This window comes from Corynebacterium nasorum, from assembly GCF_032821635.1.
Lineage (GTDB): Bacteria > Actinomycetota > Actinomycetes > Mycobacteriales > Mycobacteriaceae > Corynebacterium > Corynebacterium kefirresidentii.
Genome location: NZ_JAVBIE010000001.1, coordinates 126,277 through 146,321, shown reverse-complemented (window position 1 = coordinate 146,321; position 20,045 = coordinate 126,277). Strand labels below are relative to the sequence as shown.

Annotated in this window: 16 protein-coding genes and 1 tRNA gene; 5 read left to right on the top strand and 12 right to left on the bottom strand. The window is 53.8% G+C overall.

Translation table 11 applies throughout. The features are described 5' to 3' along the window. The first annotated feature begins 14 nt into the window (after nt 1–14). On the top strand, nt 15–959 hold the full coding sequence (locus RAE07_RS00695) for an ABC transporter permease (RefSeq protein WP_259825054.1): 945 nt from the start codon (nt 15–17) through the stop codon (nt 957–959). Further along, nucleotides 949–1,794: an ABC transporter ATP-binding protein gene (locus tag RAE07_RS00690; RefSeq protein WP_234288171.1), complete on the top strand. Its 846-nt coding sequence runs from the start codon at nt 949–951 to the stop codon at nt 1,792–1,794. The genes RAE07_RS00695 and RAE07_RS00690 overlap by 11 nt, the downstream gene beginning before the upstream one ends. Here the strand turns inward: RAE07_RS00690 and RAE07_RS00685 are convergent. Then, the gene (locus RAE07_RS00685) at nt 1,777–3,153 is read right to left on the bottom strand and encodes a glycosyltransferase family 4 protein (RefSeq protein WP_200288808.1); all 1,377 of its coding nucleotides are present in this window, start codon (nt 3,151–3,153) and stop codon (nt 1,777–1,779) included. The two genes, RAE07_RS00690 and RAE07_RS00685, sit on opposite strands and share 18 nt — an antisense overlap. A gap of 173 nt (nt 3,154–3,326) precedes the next feature. Continuing rightward, entirely contained in the window at nt 3,327–4,664 is a 1,338-nt protein-coding gene (locus RAE07_RS00680; RefSeq protein WP_200288807.1) for a glycosyltransferase family 4 protein, read from the bottom strand. 251 nt (nt 4,665–4,915) lie between these two features. Between RAE07_RS00680 and RAE07_RS00675 the strand changes: the two genes are divergently transcribed. Beyond that, nucleotides 4,916–4,988: transfer RNA gene (locus RAE07_RS00675), tRNA-Asn, on the top strand. Nucleotides 4,989–5,066: 78 nt separating this feature from the next. Here the strand turns inward: RAE07_RS00675 and RAE07_RS00670 are convergent. From RAE07_RS00670 to RAE07_RS00655, 4 genes are all read right to left on the bottom strand, one after another. After that, the gene (locus tag RAE07_RS00670) at nt 5,067–6,440 is read right to left on the bottom strand and encodes an NAD-dependent succinate-semialdehyde dehydrogenase (RefSeq protein ID WP_284835918.1); all 1,374 of its coding nucleotides are present in this window, start codon (nt 6,438–6,440) and stop codon (nt 5,067–5,069) included. A 98-nt stretch (nt 6,441–6,538) separates the two neighbouring features. Next, a complete protein-coding gene (locus tag RAE07_RS00665; RefSeq protein WP_284835917.1) occupies nt 6,539–7,744 on the bottom strand; it encodes an oxygenase MpaB family protein in 1,206 nt (401 codons plus the stop codon). A 43-nt stretch (nt 7,745–7,787) separates the two neighbouring features. Then, nucleotides 7,788–9,155: an oxygenase MpaB family protein gene (locus RAE07_RS00660; RefSeq protein WP_317001109.1), complete on the bottom strand. Its 1,368-nt coding sequence runs from the start codon at nt 9,153–9,155 to the stop codon at nt 7,788–7,790. A 44-nt stretch (nt 9,156–9,199) separates the two neighbouring features. Continuing rightward, nucleotides 9,200–10,567: an oxygenase MpaB family protein gene (locus RAE07_RS00655; RefSeq protein WP_317001107.1), complete on the bottom strand. Its 1,368-nt coding sequence runs from the start codon at nt 10,565–10,567 to the stop codon at nt 9,200–9,202. 384 nt (nt 10,568–10,951) lie between these two features. Here RAE07_RS00655 and RAE07_RS00650 point away from each other — a divergent pair, with 384 nt between their 5' ends. Further along, nucleotides 10,952–12,100: a PDR/VanB family oxidoreductase gene (locus tag RAE07_RS00650; RefSeq protein ID WP_317001106.1), complete on the top strand. Its 1,149-nt coding sequence runs from the start codon at nt 10,952–10,954 to the stop codon at nt 12,098–12,100. Nucleotides 12,101–12,111: 11 nt separating this feature from the next. Here the strand turns inward: RAE07_RS00650 and RAE07_RS00645 are convergent, their stop codons facing one another. From RAE07_RS00645 to RAE07_RS00630, 4 genes are all read right to left on the bottom strand, one after another. Continuing rightward, nucleotides 12,112–13,035: a DMT family transporter gene (locus RAE07_RS00645; RefSeq protein WP_317001105.1), complete on the bottom strand. Its 924-nt coding sequence runs from the start codon at nt 13,033–13,035 to the stop codon at nt 12,112–12,114. A 167-nt stretch (nt 13,036–13,202) separates the two neighbouring features. Continuing rightward, the gene (gene accC / locus RAE07_RS00640) at nt 13,203–14,576 is read right to left on the bottom strand and encodes an acetyl-CoA carboxylase biotin carboxylase subunit (RefSeq protein ID WP_023021022.1); all 1,374 of its coding nucleotides are present in this window, start codon (nt 14,574–14,576) and stop codon (nt 13,203–13,205) included. A gap of 33 nt (nt 14,577–14,609) precedes the next feature. Continuing rightward, nucleotides 14,610–15,161 carry an acetyl-CoA carboxylase biotin carboxyl carrier protein gene (gene accB, locus RAE07_RS00635; protein WP_023021021.1) on the bottom strand — a complete coding sequence of 184 codons (552 nt, stop codon included), beginning with the start codon at nt 15,159–15,161 and terminating at the stop codon, nt 14,610–14,612. Between the two features lie 2 nt (nt 15,162–15,163). Further along, on the bottom strand, nt 15,164–16,723 hold the full coding sequence (locus RAE07_RS00630) for a hydroxymethylglutaryl-CoA lyase-like TIM-barrel protein (RefSeq protein ID WP_023021020.1): 1,560 nt from the start codon (nt 16,721–16,723) through the stop codon (nt 15,164–15,166). Between the two features lie 398 nt (nt 16,724–17,121). Between RAE07_RS00630 and RAE07_RS00625 the strand changes: the two genes are divergently transcribed. After that, complete coding sequence (locus tag RAE07_RS00625) at nt 17,122–18,474, top strand: MFS transporter (protein ID WP_317001104.1); 1,353 nt, start codon at nt 17,122–17,124, stop codon at nt 18,472–18,474. 160 nt (nt 18,475–18,634) lie between these two features. On the opposite strand, the gene RAE07_RS00620 is transcribed toward RAE07_RS00625, so the two are convergent. Continuing rightward, nucleotides 18,635–19,276, bottom strand: a complete 642-nt coding sequence (locus RAE07_RS00620; RefSeq protein WP_317001103.1) for a 3-oxoacid CoA-transferase subunit B — start codon at nt 19,274–19,276, stop codon at nt 18,635–18,637. Further along, on the bottom strand, nt 19,277–20,020 hold the full coding sequence (locus RAE07_RS00615) for a CoA transferase subunit A (RefSeq protein WP_023021017.1): 744 nt from the start codon (nt 20,018–20,020) through the stop codon (nt 19,277–19,279). Between the last annotated feature and the right edge of the window lie 25 nt (nt 20,021–20,045).

Sequence of the window (20,045 nt, the reverse complement as noted above, 5' to 3'; positions counted from 1 at the left end):
ACAGTGGAGAAATTGTGGAATCACAATTGAACAACGACAGCGACAGTGCTCCCAAGGGAACCAACGCAAAACAAGAAAAGCCCAAGCGCGTTAAAAACGCTAGTTTCCGCAACTTGGAGCTCGTCGACGATTCCCAGTTATATAACCTACGGAGCCGAGATAACCTAGCGTCTTATACTCGTTGTCTTTTTGACCGCCGACATTTCATCTCGGCTTATGCACGCAGTAAATCGCTTAGCCGAGGTAGAAATATGTTCCTCGGACGCGCTTGGCTTATCCTTCAACCGATCCTAGACGTGGCAGTCTACGCTTTCATTTTCGGCTACGTTCTTCACGTATCTAGGGGAATGGACAATTTCATTGGCTTCCTAACAATCGGTGTAATTTACCTCAAATTCGCAACCGGCGGTTTGTCAGCTGGCACTTCCATCATCCGTGGATCTAAAGGGTTGATTAGCAGTTTTAACTTCCCCACAGCAGCCGTCCCTATTTCAACGACTATTAAGCAAATGATCGACCATGCAATCCCCGCCATGGTTGCGATAGTAGGCGCACTTCTTTTTCAGCTCGATAAAGGAATTTCTTGGACCATCATTCTAGTGGTTCCCTTGTATTTCTTAATCCACTGCTTCTCGCTCGGTTGCATGTTCATTGTGGGACGAGCTACAGCATTTATTCCCGATCTAAAGTCAGTGGTGGGAATCATCAATCGAGGTCTCTTTTTCATCTCGGGTGTATTCTTCGATCTGAGTAAATTTGATAAAAATCCTCATATTCAAGCGATCATGCAAGCTAATCCCATTTACCAGTTTCTTACCGCGGTGCGACAGCTGGTTTTGGACGGTGAGGTACCGCCCTTAGGCACTTGGCTGTATATTGCAGCTTGGTCATTCGGGCTATTGATTATTGGATACTTCTACTTTTGGCAAGCCGAGGAAAGGTACGCAGTTGTCAAATAACCCAACGGTTGTCGCTCGTAATCTCAAGAAGTCCTACTACCTTAGTCGCTCCGGTTCTGAGCATGTTTTATCCAAAAAACTTTCGAAGCATACTGTGGAAGCAGTAAAAGGTGTTAGCTTTGTAGCTTATTCTGGAGAATCGATCGGCATCCTGGGTAAAAACGGCTCAGGAAAGTCAACCCTTCTACGAATGATTGCTGGGTCATCAAAGCCCGATTCCGGTGACGTGTTTGTTTCCTCCCAGCCCACCTTGCTCGGCGTCGGGGCGGCTCTCCAATCAAATTTAAGCGGTCGCCAAAATATTAATTTAGGCCTCTTGGCAATGGGGCTAACCCCAGCGGAATCTTCGAAGCTAGTGGATCCGATTATCGATTGGGCGGATCTCCGGTCTGCAATCGATCGTCCCTTAAAGACTTATTCGTCGGGCATGAAATCTCGCCTGACTTTTGCGATCTCTACAGCAGTTCGACGCGAGCTACTACTAATTGACGAAGCCCTTTCCACCGGAGATTCCACGTTCAAAGCTAAGGCTAAGGATCGTATGGACGAGTTTCTCGCTGGATCCGGAACAGTCTTTCTCGTGTCTCATGGTGCCGCGACGATTCAAACGCACTGCACTCGTGCCATATGGCTGCACGAAGGCGACATGATTGCTGACGGAGATGCGGAAACCGTAACTACAACTTACCGTGTCTGGGGAAACAGAGTTAGTACGGGAAAACTTGAAGAAGCTGACCGCATCATCAAGCGGCAACGGAAGGCGTTTAAACCGCACAAAATCCTACTGGATTCTGAGGCCGCAAAGTTCTTGACCCATTCATCTTCCCCTCAGTAGCTCTAAGTACAGACCCTCCAAGCTGTGCGCATTCCGCTCCCATGATCGCTTCTTGGCCCATTCTTCAAGCTCCCGAGGATTCACGATGAGTTCCCCCTGCCGGACTAAATCAACTGATTTGGCCAGCGCGGAGGGGTTATCCGGTTCAACTTCAACCATTAATCCACCGGTGATTTCCTTTAACGCTGGTAGGTCAGTTCCGATTACCGGTACTCCGCAGGCCATCGCCTGTAGCGGCTTAAGCGGAGTGACTTTCCTACAAACTTCAACGTCTCGCCGCGGTACCACGAACACATCCAAGGCAGCGTACCAAAGGTGAATATCAGTAGCCGGCTGCTTACCAGTAAAGACAACCCGATCCTTCAAATCAAGCTCATCGGCTAGGTCTTCAAGACCTGGTCGAGCCACTCCATCTCCTACGATAATGAGAGTTGCGTCTGGAATCTCCTTCATCGCAGCTATAGCAATGTCTAGCCCTTCGTAATCCACGACTGAGGTAATTGCACCGATTAAGAACTCGTCGCCTAGGCCCAATCGTTTTCGGGCGTGCGCTTTGTCAGTATGAGTTTCAAGCTGATCAGCTTCCAGAGCGTTCGGAACGACCTTGATTTTCGATTCTGGAACGCCTCGACGCGTTAGGTCCTCTTTCGACACCTCACTTAACGCTATTACTTGATTTGCAGCCATCATCGCCGCTGTTTCGGCCTGACGCGCTAATTCAAAAAACTCCGAGCTGCGGCGTTTTTCTGGGTCTGGAGACTGCGAAGCCCACGTGCTCTCGGGCTCGCCTCGGACCTCATAGATCCATGGGACGTCAAGTAGAGCGGCTGCGCGAGCCACCACGCGCGCGTTTGTGTACGGGGTGGTGGTGTGAAGTATGTTTACTTGCTTTTCCCTCGCGAGTCTTACTAGTTGGCGGACGGCCAGATCCTCCTGGCGAGTAATTGAAAACGGAGCAAATAAGGAGCCCAACACGAAATATTCGAGACCATCGTTGACAAAATATGGACCATGATGGAATCTACCGATATTCTCCGGATATCCGTAGCGCGTACAAGCAAACGCTTCTACTCCCCTTGCCCTTAAACTCTTGAATAGTGCTTTAGACCGAAGCGTGTATCCAGATTGGGTATAGGGCAATGCATTCGTGAAATGAAACAGTACCCGCGGGGCGGCTGCGCTACCGCTGCGTTCAACTGCTCCCTCAAAGCATTCAACTGACTGGAGTTGCAGAAGTTTCCCGCGGAGATATCTCTCAAACGAAAACGTCAATGGCCTAAGGAATCGCGCCTTTTCCAGCTGTTTTATCGCCCTACTCAATTCCCCGGCCTCGGCGGTCTCGTACCCGGGGATCCTCATTGCCGAAAGTACAAAGTGCGCCCCCTTCACACATGCTCGGGCTACCTTGGACTCTGAGTTTAAGCGCACGAATTCAACCATTTGATTCGAAAATCGCACAGGATCCTGTACAAGTCCCACAACATTGATGGACCAAAATTTGATGACCGAGCGACCAATTCCAGCAGGCATGCTTATGACTCCATCTGCTTCAAGAACTTAGCAATCAAGCTGGGCACAACGTTGTTCCGTTCGTTCTCAACCCAATGTTTAGCTCTTTCGCTAGCCTTGAGAGACAATTCGCCCTGAGCTAAGGCACACCATAGGTTCGCTAGAGCTTCCGGCGACTCGGGAGGAACCGCATAACCGGCTTCCAAGGACTCGATCAACCTGACCGATTCCCCGGCTACAACACCTGTTATTGGCACCCCGTACTCCATAAGCTCGAACAGTTTAGAGGGAACAGTTCTTTCTAATGGCTTCCAATCAGTTAAATGGACAAGCGCGGTATTTGCCCAGTCGTAATAGTCTGAGATGGAGTCAGCTGACTTCCGCTTAATGAAAGTTGCGGGAACTTTTCTTTGCTTTGCATAATCTTTTACTGACAAGCGAGCATCTCCTGCGCCCACGAACTTTAGCTCAATCGGCACTCCACGCTCCGCCGCGATCACCGCTGCATCAATCACGTTTTGAAGTCGTTGGGCGCGACCTATAGTGCCGGCATACAGCACCTTTAGAGGTCCTTCCCCTGAGCCTGGAGCCTTCTTCTGCCCCAATCCCTCTCGGGGAAAAACATTCCGGATAGTAACCATATTGTTCAGAAGCTTTGAGTTCTTCCGCAGCTGAGGTCGATTCTGAAAATCTAATTTCAAATCTTCTGCCGTAAAAATGACACCTTGGGCTTTCCCCAAGACGTAGTAGAGAGTCCTGGCAACCACAAGACTAACGAACTGAATCGGCCCTCTGCTCAAGATTTTATGCTTTAGCGAAGCACTCTTGATCCCCTTATTCCACTCACTCGAATAGGCTAAGAGGTCGGGCCAGGCGTCTCTTAAGTCGATAGCAAATTTCGCCCTTGAGATTTTCGCTGCTACAAAGGCGACCACGGCGGTTGGCAAAGCCGGCACTGTACCTATAACCAATTCAGGCTTCCAAGATTTCCAAAAGCCAAACTCTACTAGTACTGCATAGAGAGACCCCAGAGCGATGCCTGCTTGACCGATTGCACGCTGTATTAATGAGCCACCGCACGGGATAAACCCACTCCGGATGACTAAATCTACGGCGTCATTCTTTTCTTCTTCTGTTCGAGGACGGAAAAGAGATGCGCTCCACCAGTGCTTAATAGAGGCCCGTCGAACAGAAGCCGGCGGAGGAGCAATGACTCTAATCTCGTGGCCTTGAGACTTTAGAATGCTAGCGATCCATTCCCAGCGACGCTGCGGCACGTTACTTTCTGGCGACCAATACTGCGAAATGATGAGGATCCGCAATTTTCTCTCTTTCGTTAGTACTAAATCCGTCGCTCTCAAGCCTCAATAGCGTACTGATCCACTATTTCCAGCTTACTGGTTCCCATAGAACTAGCCTTCTTACCCACCATTTTTGCACAGGAACCCCCGTGAGTGGAGTCCTGACCCATTCCTGACGCGTTCCCGCTACATAAGGACAACGAATTCAGTCATTTTACCGCCGTGTGCTGGCAATTTGTTGAAATCGCATGAACCCTATATAGTTATTCCTCGTTGCACAGAGAACAGCAAGTTCGAAGTACATCATTTATTCCTCCATAGCTCAGTTGGCAGAGCATTCGACTGTTAATCGAAGGGTCACTGGTTCGAGCCCAGTTGGAGGAGCAAAAATCCCGCTTAGCAAAGCTAAGCGGGAACTTTTGTATTCAGCCCTATTACCTCTGGGCTAGAACGGCTTGTGGCCTAGTCGTTGATGTACAGATACTGCTTATTTACGAACTCATCTAGGGCAAAGACAGAAAGTTCGCGGCCATAGCCGGAATTCTTGATTCCGCCGAAAGGCAGCACTGGGGAGAAGTACTGTCCCAGGTTTACGTGAATCATGCCGGTATCGATCTGGTCAGCCACGTTGGTGGCACGCTCGGTGTCCTCAGAGAAGACGGCGCCGCCCAGACCGTAGTTGGAGTTATTGGCTAGCTCCACTGCTTCCTTTTCGGAAGAGACCTTATAGATTTCGGCCACAGGGCCGAAGAACTCCTCATAGTAGGATTCGGAGCCTACGGGGACGTCGGTAAGCACGGTTGGCGTGTAATAGGCCGCGGTTTCATGCAGCTCGCCACCGGTACGGATGGTGGCGCCATTGTCCACGGCGCGCTGGACCTGCTTGTCTAGGTTCTCTGCGGCGCTGCGCGAGGACATTGGGTAGTACTGGTTATCCGCTGGGCTGGAAGGATCACCTTGTGCCATTCCCTCGGCGATGCGCACCATTTCATCAACAAACTCGTCGTAGATATCCTCCATGACGATGATGCGCTTATTGGAGGTGCAGGCCTGGCCGACGTTCTCGATGCGCTTGACCCAGGCTTCCTCAGCCGCCTTAGTGATATCGGCGGCATCGAGAATAATATACGGATCAGTGCCGCCGAGCTCCAGCACAGCCTTCTTAAGGTTGCGGCCGGCGATTTCCGCAATGGCGGCGCCGGCACGCTCAGAACCAGTGAGAGAAACACCCTGGACGCGCGGATCAGCAATAACGTCCGCAATCTGGTCATGATCGGCATATATATTGATGTACACGCCCTCGGGCAGGCCCGCCTCGCGGAAGATCTCCTCGATAGCAGCGGCGGACTTCGGGGTAATTTCGGCATGCTTTAGCAAAATGCAATTGCCATTCATCAAGTTCGGTCCGGCAAAGCGTGCGACCTGGTAGATGGGGTAGTTCCACGGCATGATACCCAGGAGAGAGCCAACGGGAAGGCGGCGAACCACGGCCTTTCCGCCGGGTACATCGACTGGCTTGTCTTTATTGTGCTCTGCCGCATTATCCGCATAGAACTGCAGGATATCGCCGGAGAAGTTGATCTCCCACTCCCCTTCCGGGGTGGCCTTGCCCATTTCTTGGGCCTCAATCTTGGCTAGTTCGCCCTTACGCTCCTTAAAGAGCTCAGCAGCACGGGAGACAATCTTGGCGCGCTCGTCAATTGGGGTCTTACGCCAGGTTTGAAAGGCCTCGTGAGACTTGGCTAGTGCATCCTGAATCTGCTCGTCGGTAAAGGTATCGAAGGTTTCTACCACTTCATTTGTGGCGGGGTTGGTAACTGCGTAGCCCTTAGACATCGGGACTTCCTTCCTATGGGGTGTTGATATTGATGTACATCGCGCAGGCATTGTGCCTGTCACAACAGTACGCGACTTTTGTTAGCCATGTCACCGATTTAAGCGCCGACGGCCATCGAGCCGTCCTTCATTTTCACGCCCTCATCCTGCTTCATGTAGGTGGCATCACGGGTAAGCATCTGGCGGACCATGTCCTCATTCTTCTGGATTTCCGCCTCGAGGGCTTCCTTGTCTTGGCGCAGCAGGTCAAAACGTTCTTGCACTAGTGGGGCTTCCATCTCCAAGATGGGCTGCATCACGGACTGCGCCACGCCACAGGCATCAGCCACCTCATCGCCGTGGATGATGCGCACGTGCGCAGCGGTCCAATCTGCAAGCGTGTTTTCTGGGAAGCCGGTGAGTTCCTTAGCATTAACAACGAAGCCGGACATCAGGGCATCGACAAGCTGGCGGGCAGCCTCATTAATTTCGCCGTCGACCGCATGGATGGCATCCATGGTCTCCTGCGAGGCCTCTATACCATCTTCACCGTGGAAGAGATCGGAACGGATACCCAACATGCGGCCGACTATCTTCCACAGATAGAACACGTCCTTTTCTTCTTCTGCGGTGAGTTGCCAGCCCATACGACGCAGCCCGGCATATGGGATATACGTGAAGTCGAACCAGGTGCGCAGCATGTCGAATTCACTAATCGGCGCACCATAGTCGGAATAGTCCAAGCCCTTGCGGTTATGTACGCGGCGCACATGAGCGTGAATCGCGCGCACCATGCCTGTATGAATAAAGCCTTCCCCTCCTGGTTGCAAAGCATCCGGCAGGTAGAGCGAATAGGTCCAGTTTGTGGTGTAGGCAAGGCGCTTGACGGCACCGTCAGTAAGCTCGCCGGTGTTAACCAAAAGGTCAGCGATGGCCGGGGTAGCATACGTATGTACCAAGGAACCAGGGCCCAATGCCAGACCGTGGCTCAACGGCGGGATGGACAGGTAGGTGCGGCGACCGCGCTCAAGCTTTTCCGCGTCTAGACCCGCAAGTGCCTTGGTCATATCCTCAATCAATGCCGCTACCTCCGGCAGGGTATTGTCATCGGCGGTGCCGCGAGCTAAGGCCTCGCGCAGGTTGGGCATGATTTCCTTAACCGTATGACCGCTGGTGAATAGAGCGTCTGCCACGGGATCCATAGCCCAGAAGGCCTCTTGGTAGCGGTCTGCGCGCTGCGTGCCATACTTGGCCACAAATTCTTCGCGGCTACCGCGGCCGGCCGGCCATTCATTTACGGCGCTCAACGGTGCTGGTGCATTCATTGTGGTTTCTCCTTATAGTCTGGTGAGAGTTGGTGAAGTCGGTTTAGCTGCGGGCTTCTTTCGAGTCATCGTGCAAGGTGTAATCGGACTTGGTATCTGGTTCGTTCTTAGCGATGTAGTCTTTGATCACCTCCGTCACCGCAGTCCAAGGGGGTTTGCCATTATTGGCACGCTTTATCCTGGCCCTTTTCGCACCTGGCAGCTTGTCCCGAACTCGGGCCGCACGAGCTTCCGCTTTAGCGGCCGCCTTGAAGAGGATGGCCCAAGGCCTAAAGTTGATCTTTTCCCAGCGTGTGCCCTGCACCATAAACTTGGTGTCTTTCTCGCCGCAGATGGTAGATAGTGCGCCAAGGGCAACGTGTGGCACGAGGGGGTTGAGGCTTTCTAGGATGGACATCAGCGCGGTAGCCACACGCTCGTGGTAAGCAGAGGAATATCCGCCATTGCCATAGATGTAATCAGTCATCTTGCGCATTTCATCGCCAGTTTTAGGGATAAGGCGCTCCTCCGCTCCCATCATGTAGAGGATGTATCCCCAATACTGAGCCACGTCATCCCACTCCTGGCCGCTATGCGGACGGCCAAAGAACTCGTCGATTGCAAGCGGCATCATGCCAAACCAGCCTTCTCCAGAGACGAGGAAACTGGAGCCGATTGGACGCCCGAATTCGTTATAGTGCTCCGGACCCCACATCTTTTCCAATCCGCGGTTTGCCTGGGCATGGAGCAAACGCACGCGAACCGCCGCCTTGCGCCCCTCACCAAAGCGCTCGAAAACGTTCTTCTTTCCTAGATCCACAAAGAACTGTGCAGTCTCAATAGACCGTTGCATGGCTTGAAACTCAAACATTCCGGTCTCGCCTGTGGCCGCTGAGGTGCGATCCTCCAACGTAGTTGCCCAATAAGCAAAGGCGATAGCAAGAATCTCTGAGGTGCGGGTGACGTTGTAATAGGCTACGCGCCCGCGTTCGGCGGCCTCGAGATCTAGCCAACTTGGGATCCGATCTACTTCTTGGAAAAACTCCACCAACTCAGGGGCAGGTTCACGCACAGTATCGATGCCCTGATTTAGCGCCTGCTCGAATTTCTTCCGCGATTCCTTCGCACCATCGCGACGGAAGGCTTGAGCGAGCTTCTCACCCGTCTCATCGGTTTGCCACATGTGGTCATCTAAAAGGCGGGTTTGCGCAGTACCGTAGCCCTCCCAAGAATCTTCCACTGAGTGCCAAGAATCAAAAATATTATGGCGCAGCACGGACCAGCTCGGGGTGGGGGTGCGCCGCTTAGGTGCCGGGCGCAGCGGCATTCCATCGCGGTAAAAATAGCGGAAATCCTCATAAGGATTATCGGACATCGGCAAAATCTCTGGCTGTGTGACTTCGCTCGCCAAGAGCTTGGTGGGGGTTGACATTCCAGTCACTTCACTTTCTAATCTTTAAATCGGTGGCGCGGGATCTAGCGCTTTGCTTCTTTCGAATCGTCGTGCAAAGTCCAGACCACCTTGACGTCGGGCTCGTTATTTTTGATGTATTCCTGCACTTCTTCCAAGGCGTTTGACCACGGCGGGCGACCTTGAGTAGCTTTCTGCTTCTTATAGGCTTCAGCGTCTGGTCGTTGGTCCGCTTCGCGGGCTTCTTCAGCCTCTTTACGGGCCTTTTCCTCAAAATCCTTCGCAGCCTGGCTAAAGTCCAATTCGGCCCAACGGGTCCCCTCCATCATGAACTTGGTATCTTCAGGGCCAACCAACGTGGCCAACGAGCCCAGCATTTCTAGCGGCAGATTGGGATCCATTTGTTCCACAATGGACATCAGCGCAGTGGCAACACGCTGGTGATACGCGGAAGACCGCCCACCATTTGCGTAAATGAAGTCAGTCATTTTGCGCATCTCATCACCATTTTTTGGAATGAGACGGTGCTCTGCACCCATCATGTGCAAGACATAAGCCCAGTACTGAGCTACGTCATCCCAGTCTTGTCCAGAGTGAGGACGACCGAATATCTCGTCAATGGCTAGTGGCATGAGCGCAAACCAGCCCTCACCCGAAACGAGGAAGCTCGAGCCAATCGGCCGTCCGAACTCGTTGTAGTGTTCTGGGCCCCATAGCTTTTCCAGTCCCCTATTAGCCTGTGCATGCAAAAGGCGAACGTGCACTGCCGCTTTGCGGCCTTCCCCAAAGCGATCAAAGACATCCTGTTTGCCCAAATCAACAAAGAACTTGGAAGTCTCTAGCGCGCGCTGCATCGCTTTGAATTCGAACATGCCGGTCTCACCCGTGGCCGCAGAGGTGCGATCCTCCATGGTGGTAGCCCAATAACCAAAATTGAAGGTGAGCAAATCTGCGCTTGGCGTGGCATTGTAATAAGCCACGCGCCCCCGCTCAGCGGCCTCCAGATCAATCCACTCGGGAATAGTATCTACCTGCTCAAAGAACGCAACGAGTTCTGAGGACGGTTCTTCGACGGTTTCGATGCCCTTATTTAGAGCTTGCTCAAAGTCGGCCCGAGCTTTCTTTGCGCCATCGCGACGGAAGGATTCAGCCAAAGCGGCGCCTTGTTCATCCGTTTGCCACATATGGTCATCTAGGAGTCGTGTTTGGGGTGTGTCATACCCGGCCCAGTCATCGTGGACAGTGTGCCACTTGTCAAAAATATTGTGGCGAAGCGTGGACCACCCCGGTTTGTCTACGCGCCGCTTAGGCGCCGGGCGTAGCGGCATTCCATCGCGGTAAAAATAGCGGAAATCCTCATAAGGATTATCGGACATCGGCAAAATCTCTGGCTGCGTGGTTTCGCTCGCCAAGGGCTTGGTGGGGGTTGACATTGCAGTGGCTCCCTTTCTTCACTCAAGTGTGAGACCACACACTGTTGAACAATATGTGCTCTATGTCACCTTTAATACGTAGTGGTCATCGTATAGAGAGTCAGATCGCACCGCAATGGAATTCGCGGAGGTTTACCCATTTTGCTCTGCTTTAAACTTCCAACAGTGGACAGAAGGGCTTGAATTACACCCCCCTACCATGAGAAATAAGACAGAAGGATGCGCCAGGAAATCTTTTAATTTGAAGCCTTCACCCACCCATGTGGGTGTATCGAATGCGCTTAACTGGCCCAGTGTTACTACATGAGTGACATAGAACTCAGTTAGTGGCTACTATGTCCTCAATTACTTTAAAAGCTGAATGGCGTGAAGTGGTGCCGCGAGATGCGAATGGGCCGCACAGCGTTAGAACGCTTCACAGGCTTCCCTCGCTCCGCCCACGCCATTGAGCAGAAAGGGGTCACAATGGACGAAACTTCCTTAAAACACTCTCCGGCACGAGGCACAGCAAAACGGAGCGAAGGTTCGCGGCTGCGGGCCACAGTACAGCAGGTCACCCCAGTCGCTGATGACCTTATGGTGCTGGAATTCTGCTTAAAGGATGGAGAGAAACTCCCCGACTACTCCCCCGGCTGCCACGTAGACGTCACGCTCACCGGGCCAGAAGAAATAGAATTAGTGCGCCAGTACTCCGTTTTTGAAATGCCATCCAAGGAGATCTCCAGTTATAACGCCGGTGCACACTTAACTTACGGCATCGCCGTCAAACGCGAAGAGAATTCGCGAGGTGGTTCCCTTGTCATGATGCAACTTCGCGCGGACGATGAGTTACTTATCTCCCCAGCGCACAATAACTTCGAACTCGTTGACACCGCCAGCTACTATGTGCTCGCCGGCGCCGGTGTTGGTATTGCGCCTATGCTTTCCATGGCCCAATCGCTACAGCGCCAAGGCAAACCCTTCATGGTTCTCTACTTCGCCTCTAGCATTACCCGCGCCGTACTGCTGCCCCAATTGCGCAGCATATGCGGCGATAGTCTCATTGAAGTTTTTGGCTCACCCCGTGCACGGCAAGAAGAAATCTACCGACACCTGTTGTCCCAAGCCCCGCAGGAAACAGTGTTTTATGTATGCGGTCCGCAAGGGTTCATGTCCGGCGCAAAGGAGGTAGTGCTGGACTATCTTCCCCACCAGAATTTCCACTGGGAAAACTTCCACCCTGATATGGAAGCGCTTAGCGGAGAGAAAAATGCCGGTGCAGGCGATTGCGCTTTCGACGTGGAATTTTGTGGGGAAACCGTACACGTTCCAGCCAATGTCACTGTACTCGAGGCACTCGAGGAAGCTGACTTGCCGGTGATGTCACGTTGTTTAGAAGGCACCTGCAGCACCTGCGTTATGAAAGTGATAGAAGGCGAGCCAGATAATCGAGATTCCGTCTTTAATGAACAAATGCATACAGACGGCGCCTTTGCGCCCTGCGTTTCACGGTCACTGGATAGACGCCTGGTGCTCGAGCGCTGGCGCCGCTAAGGCACTACGCTTTAGAGCGAACGCACCATCACGACCCCAATGATGACTAAGGCCAGTCCCACTACGCGGTGAATAGGGGGCAGTCCCCGGCGCGCATGCCCCCAGCCGAGCGACTCTACTACCTGACCGCACACAATTGATCCCACCAGCGATCCAATCACGGTTGTTCCCGTGCCCAAGATGAGAGAAAGCGTAGCCCCGCCAACCACGAAGAGAGCCCCTAGCACTCCACCGGACCACATCCACCATGGACCAGGGGCGGGACGGGTGAAAAGAGCACGCCGCGGACCACGGGGGACAATAGACAGCACTGCAAGCAAAAGCACGCCGACCGCTAGAGAAATCTCGCCGGCGGGAAGGGGGCTTCCCAATGCACGGCCGAGGAAGCCGTTGACAGCAGTTTGGGTTGCTGAGCCCATTCCAATAAGAACCCCAAAAAGCCGCCACAACCACAGCTTCACACCACTGGCTGTGGCGTGCGTAGTAGCGGCACCGCGCCCGATTTCCAATACCAACGCGATTCCCACCAACACCACGGCCACCCCGAGGATGCGCAGCGGGCCGACTCCAACGTGTGGGGAATTAAATATGCCAGTGGTATCGCAAAGCAGGCCCATTGTTACCTGCCCCAAGATAGGCAAGATAACGGTCTCCACGCTGCCGATGCGAGGGAAAAGCAGAATATTTCCCACGATGAAGGAAACTCCCATAAACCCGCCGAGCCACACCCACCAAGGCTGTTGCGCAGCGGTGGCTAAATCCGGAATTAGGTGGCCGGTGAGCGCAAGAGCAATAAGCGCAGAAACGAACAAGCCAATAATAAAGGAAAAGAATCCCGCCACAATTGGGGAGCCAACGCTTTCACGAAACCGCGTATTAATGGCCGTCTGTACCGGCACTATGGCGCCGACCAGCAGGGCGGCAATGACCAACATAGGGCGTCCTTTCTTATAAGCAGCTGGGGGCATCGCCAAGCATGGTTTCTGCCACATTGCACAATGCAGAAACACTGAAAGTGCAGGCCCAGGGTTGTGGGACCTGCACTCTCGGAGTGGCGGCAGCACTGCCATGAGATGGTGCGGGCTAGCTACCAGAAGATTTATTAATCCGCGGGAATGGAGTCAGTGTTCTCCAGTAGCTTGGCCACATAACCGGTATTGAACTCACCGCTGCGGAACTTTTCGCTATCGAGCAACATCGCCTGGAACGGCGCAGTCGTCACCACGCCCTCCACCTCTAACTCATCGATAGCGCGCAGCATTCGAGCGATGGCTTCATCGCGATCTTCTGCCCACACGATAAGTTTGCCGACCATAGAATCATAGAAAGGTGGGATGGTGTAGCCGGTTTCGATGTGGGTATCCATGCGTACACCAAAGCCGCCTGGAACGCGATAGTGTTCGATCTTGCCGGGGCGAGGAGCGAAGTTTTGGTTCGGGTCCTCAGCATTGATGCGGCATTCAATAGCGTGGCCGCGTATCTCAATATCATCCTGCCTGATGGACAACTTCTGTCCGGAGGCAATGCGTAGCTGCTCCTTGATGAGGTCCACGCCGGTGATCATTTCCGTGACCGGGTGCTCGACTTGGATACGGGTATTCATCTCGATGAAGTAGTACTTGTTTTCCGTGTTGTCGAAGACGAACTCGATGGTACCGGCGTTTTTGTATTTAACTTCCTTGCACAGGTTGATGGCAGCTTCCTGCATACCCGCTCGGAGTTCCTCGGTCAGGACCGGGGACGGGCCTTCCTCAATAAGCTTCTGGTTACGGCGCTGGGAGGTACAGTCACGCTCTCCCAAGGCCACGACGTTCTCTCCATCCGAAAGCACCTGAATCTCAATATGCCTAATATCGGTGAGATAGCGCTCGATGTACACCGAGGGATCGTTGAACGCCGATTCGGCCTCATTCATGATCTCATTGAGATCTTTTTCCAGCGTGTCCTCGGATTCAACCACACGCATGCCACGACCACCGCCGCCGGCTGCCGCCTTAATAAGCAGCGGGAAGCCCGTATTTCGGGCAACTTCCATTGCCTCATCAATTTCGGTGACTACGCCATCGGAGCCGGGCACAGTAGGCACGCCGGCGGCTTGCGCGATGCGCTTTGCCTCGATCTTATCTCCCATCAAACCAATGTGTTCGGCAGAGGGGCCGACAAAGCCGATGTTTTCTTCTTCTACCATTCGTACAAAGTCAGGCTTTTCAGATAGGAATCCGTAGCCGGGGTGAATGGCGTCGGCCTTAAAAGCCATTGCTGCAGAAAGGATGAGCTCGGGGCTGTTATAGCTTTTCGCGGCGTTGGCTGGGCCGATGCAAACGGCCTTATCAGCTAGTTTAACGGGCAAGGAATCCTTATCACCCTCAGAGTAGACGAGGATGGATTTTATCCCCAGCTCCTTGCAGGCGCGGATAACACGCAATGCGATCTCACCGCGGTTGGCAATCAGAACGCTATTTAAGAGATCTGACATGTTTTCCTCCAGATCGGTGTGTGGGAACGGGGTTTACTTTGGTTCGATGATCATTAGTGGCTGGCCGTGCTCAACGGCATCCTCGTTATCCACGAGGATTTCCTTGACAGTTCCGGCAAACTTGGCCTCAATATTGTTCATCAGCTTCATAACCTCGACGATGCACAGCACCTGTCCTACCTCGACCTCATCGCCAACTTTGACGAATGGGTCCGCGCCCGGCTTCGGGGAAGCATAGTAGGTACCGACCATAGGAGCGGTGACGGTCTCGCCCTCTGCTGCCGGAGCTCCGGAAGCCTTTGGCTCCTCCTGAGCAGCGGGTTCTTGTGCAGCGGGAGCTGGTGCAGGCTCCGCTTGGGCCGGCGCCTGCTGTACGGGAGCTTGCTCTGCTGGGGATGCGGATGGAGCAGCTGCAGGCGCGGCAGCTGGTGCCGGAGCCGGGGCTGGGCGGTCGAGGCCGCCAGGCGTGCGGGACATGGCGAGTTCGATGTCGCCATACTTGATCTGCAGCTCCTGGATATCATCGGAAAGGTTGGCCCACTTCAGGAGGGCCTTCAGATCCTGCAGGTTGGTGGTATCAGTCATGATTACTTTTCTCCTTTAGTGAGGTTAATTTCCAGGTCAGAGGTCTTGAGGTGGAAGTCGGTGGTATCGGAAGAGTTGTAGATTTGCTGGACGAGGGAGGTCAAGACGCCTCCTTTGACGCCTTCGCCCTCGCCGGCGCGGCCCTCAGCTACGAAGCGCTTCATTTCATCGACTTGGCTGCCGGCGAACATAACGCGCAAAAGCAGGGTGTCGATGTCCTCGTCCGGATGCGCCTCTTTCAGGCCCGGCAGTACCGGCTTGAGTTCTGGGATTTCCTCGGTGATTTCGGAGGAACCGTTGGCCAGGATCTTTTCCAATACCTCTGGGTCCAGCGGGGCCAGAGGTTCACCGTAGTAACCCAGGGCATACTTCTTAATCTCATTTGGGACCACGGAGTAGCGCTCACCAGTCATCACATTCATGACGGCCTGTGTACCCACGAACTGGGCAAATGGCGTAATCATGATGGGGTATGCCAGCTCTTCTCGCACGCGAGCCACCTCATAGAGAAGCTCCTCAAATCGGTCTCCTAGGCCCGCAGTTTCCAGCTGAGATTCGAAGTTCGTCAGCATGCCGCCTGGCAGCTGGTGCATGTAGTGGAGGCCGTCGAAAGCACGCGGCACCCCCACCGGCTTATCCTCAGTATCGGCGATTTCTTGGATCCGGTCGCTGGCAGAGGCGATGCGATCATCGTCAACGTTGACGGTATAGCCGAGCGCCCGCAGATCTCGTACCAAGGCCTGGGTCGCAGGCTGACCGGGGCCGTTGGCAAGCGGAGCGATGGAGGTGTGAATGGAATCCACGCCCAACTCCGCGCCAAAGAGATAGGTCAATGGGGACAAGCCGGTCAGGGAGTGGGTGTGTACCTCCAGCGGGATATCTTCTCCAATGGAACTGCGGATAGCCGGGATAAGGGTTCTCATGCGGTCCGGAGTGAGCAATCCGCCGGCGTCCTTCAGCATGATGCGGTCGACGTCGGTGCGTTCAAGCAGCTCCTCCGCCTTTTGCTTGTAGAGCTCATCGGTGTGCACTGGGCTAAGGCAGTAGGACAGCGCACCAAAGGTCTCAGCGCCAAGTTCCTTGGCAAGCTTGAGGCCCTTGTCAATGTTGTCGATGTCATTGAGCCCATCAAAAGAACCAATGACACGGAAGCCGTTGGCATAAAGGCGTTCAGTCCAGTTAAGGATGGCATCATCCGGCAGGAAGTCAAAGGATGCTAGATTCTTGGAGCGAATCAGCGCGCGGAACTTAGTACCGGGGGCGGCATGCTCGTGGACGAGGCGCACACGTTCCCACGGATCCTCTTTGAGATACCGCACGGCCACGTCGAACTGAATGGGGGCAACTAGGTCAACGTGCTCGAACCCGGCATTGGTGATGTCATCCAGCAGAGAAAGGATGTGTTCCGTGGTCATGCGGGTGGCCCAGATACTCTGGTGCGCATCGCGCAGGGTGGTATCGATGATCTTTATTTCACGCTCGCTATCGGCTGGGCGTCCGCCCGCGGCCATGACTTCGGCGAGGCTTTCTGTGCTCAATTCCTCGGGACTAAGAGCAGTCATAAATCCCTCCTTAGGGTGTGGCTCCGACAAGACTCGGGTGGCTTAGGACTCATACCTTTCCGTCCGTGTCATGTGTCACACGCTACACCAGTGTCCACCCCTGTGAACCTAAAACTTTTACCTAAGGAGGGCTTTCCCGCCGTTATCCAAGCTCAGAAACGCTAGACATTTACCCAACTACCCCCAAGTGGGGTCACAATGCGCACCCAAGTTCACAATGCGAACCATAAATCTAACCACAGGTTGTCCCCGAAAGGGGTTCATCACGTGCAGTTTCTCACGCGGTAAACAACATCAATAGCGTCAGACGATCTCAATACTTTGGATCCTCGCCGCCCATTTGTGTGATCTAGGTAATATTTTTCCCAACCGTCCCGGTCCCACTACAAGGAGAACTCATGACATCCACCACCAAACCGACATCGCCACCAGATACCGAATCCGGCAAAAACGCAGCTTCTACCACCGACATCAAATCCCTAGGAGCCAGCCTTACCGGGCAAATCCTAGAGTGGTATGAGTGGAGCTCCTATGCAGTCTTTGCCCCATTCATTGCCACCGCAATGTTCAATAAGGGCGACTCCACCTCCGCCCTTTTAGCTACCTTCGGCGTTTTTGCCGTTGGTTTCCTGGTGCGTCCACTCGGAGGAATCGTCTTCGGCCGCGTAGCAGATAAGCGCGGCCGAAAATCCGTACTTATGATGACCATCATCATGATGGCCATCGCCTCCGCGATCATCGGAGTCATGCCCACCTATGAGCAGATCGGCATTTGGTCCTCTGTGGGTCTTTTGGTGATCCGTATCCTGCAGGGCTTCGCCCACGGCGGTGAATCAGCTGCCGCCAATAGCTATATCCCAGAAATCGCCCCCAACGCCCACCGCGGTAAATGGGGCTCTATGGTCTACGTTTCCATTTTCGGTGGCTCCGTCATCGCCTACGTGCTCGGCGGCCTAATCGCCCTCGTACTCAATGATGAACAACTTGCCTCATGGGGTTGGCGCATCCCTTTCTTCCTCTGCGCGCTCTCTGCCTGTGTAGCGCTATACCTACGCCGCCACATGAAAGAGTCTGATCACTTCAAGGAAATTGACAGTTCCGAGCCCAGCGTAGACACCCCAGCGCGCAAGGAGCGCGCAGCAATCCCTCAATCTGCCTCCGCTGCTCGTCCGGCTTGGATCAATATCCTGCTCGTTATCGGCATGGTCTCCGGCGTTACTTCAGCGCACTACACGTGGACCTCCTACGTTTCTACCTATGCCATTAGCCACGAAGGAATGGCCACACAAGGCGCGTACTGGGTCACGGTGGTTGCTCAAGTTGCTGGCCTTATCGCTCTACCGCTGTGGGGCAGTCTCTCGGACAAGATTGGGCGCAAACCCGTCATCTATATCTGCGCGGTAGGTATGGCCGTTTTGCAAATCCCACTCATGGCGTTGATCGATTCCCGTCCGTGGACCCTGCTCGTCGCTTCTACTGTAGGCGTGATTATCGTCGCCGCCGGTGGCGCGCTGCTATCTTCCATCATGTCCGAGGTCTTCCCTACCGCCCAGCGCACGCATAGTATCGGTCTTGCATACTCCCTCTCTGTAGCTGTCTTTGGCGGAACCGCGCCCTATATCTACCAGTGGTTTGTCGCGCACGATCTGGCGTGGGCCTCTGGCTTTTATGTCATCGCCCTATGCGTCCTCACCATCATTAGCATGTACATTCTCCCTGAAACCAAGGGTGTAGACCTACGCGATGTCTAACTAGTACCTCTCTCATTCCCACCTAGGGCTGGGCCGAAGCATGAATCATTTCGGCCCAGCCTTTAGCTAATTCAGCACCAAAGAACCCCACTCATTAGAAATGAAAAAGAAAGCCCGCCTTCCGGGTGCTAGAAGGCGGGCTTTCGGGAACAGTTCAGGACTAAGACAGGTCCAGCGTGAATGGGGCATCAGTAACCTCGCGGATGGAGTCCTCAGTCTCCCCCTCAGCCATCTGAACTAAGGTCAGACCTTCTAACTCATCAACCTCGAAGACGGCGCGGTCCGTAATAATAAGATCCACGCAACGCGCGCCGGTGAGCGGCAGTTGGCATTCTGAAAGGATTTTGGACTTGCCATGTTTGGACACGTGCTGCATCATCACCACGATGCGTTTGGCGCCATGAACCAAATCCATGGCACCGCCCATACCTTTGACCATCTTGCCCGGAATCATCCAATTGGCAAGGTCTCCGAATTGGGATACTTCCATGGCACCAAGTACCGCTACGTCGATAGCGCGTGATCGAATCATTCCAAAGGATTCCGAAGAAGAAAAGAATGAAGCTCCGGGAGCAACAGTGATGGTCTCTTTGCCAGCATTGATAAGTTCCGGGTCCACCTTATCTTCGGCCGGGTACGGACCTACGCCCAAGATGCCATTTTCAGAATGAAGCACCACTTCGAGGCCCTCTGGGAGGAATCCAGGAATCAACGTTGGCATGCCAATTCCTAGGTTGACGTAGTCGCCGTTTTTCAATTCCTGTGCGGCCCGAGCCGCCATTTCTTCACGTGACCAGGTCATTTACTTGCTCACCGTCCTAAATTCGATTCCAGTTTCTTGCTTTCCCACTTCTACGACGCGATCGACGTAGATGCCCGGCACGTCAACCTCGGCCGGCGGAATCGCCTCCACCAATTCTTCTGCCTGCACAATGGTGATATCAGCGCAACGAGCGGCATCCGGGTTAAAGTTCTGCGCAGTCTTGGCAAAAGCTAGGTTGCCGTATCGATCTGCGCGAGCGGCATGAACGAAGGCAAAATCAGGGGTCAGTGCCTCCTCCAGCACGTAGAGCTCGCCGTTAAACTCACGAGTTTCCTTCGGCTTAGAAGTCTGCGCTATGGACCCATCCGGGTTATAGCGGGTGGGGATATCCCCTTCCGCAAGCGGGGTTCCCACGCCGGCCTTGGTATAGAAGGCGGGAATGCCAGCACCGCCGGCACGCATACGCTCTGCCAACGTTCCCTGCGGGGTAAATTCCACAGTCAGTTCTCCTTCGAGATACTGGCGGGCGTACTCCTTATTCGTTCCGAGATAGGAACCAATAGAGCGGGAAATGCGATGATCTTTAAGCAAGAGCCCGAGCCCGAAATCGTCGGTACCAAGATTATTGGAAATGATGGTGAGGTCTCCAGAGCCGAGTTCACGCAGAGCATCAATTAGACGCGCCGGAATTCCCACGAGCCCGAATCCGCCCACCGCAATGGAAGCGCCGTCTGGAATATCTGCTACGGCATTTTCTACTGAGTCGATGACTTTATCTAACATGGCTTCAGCCTACGTGTGGTTCATA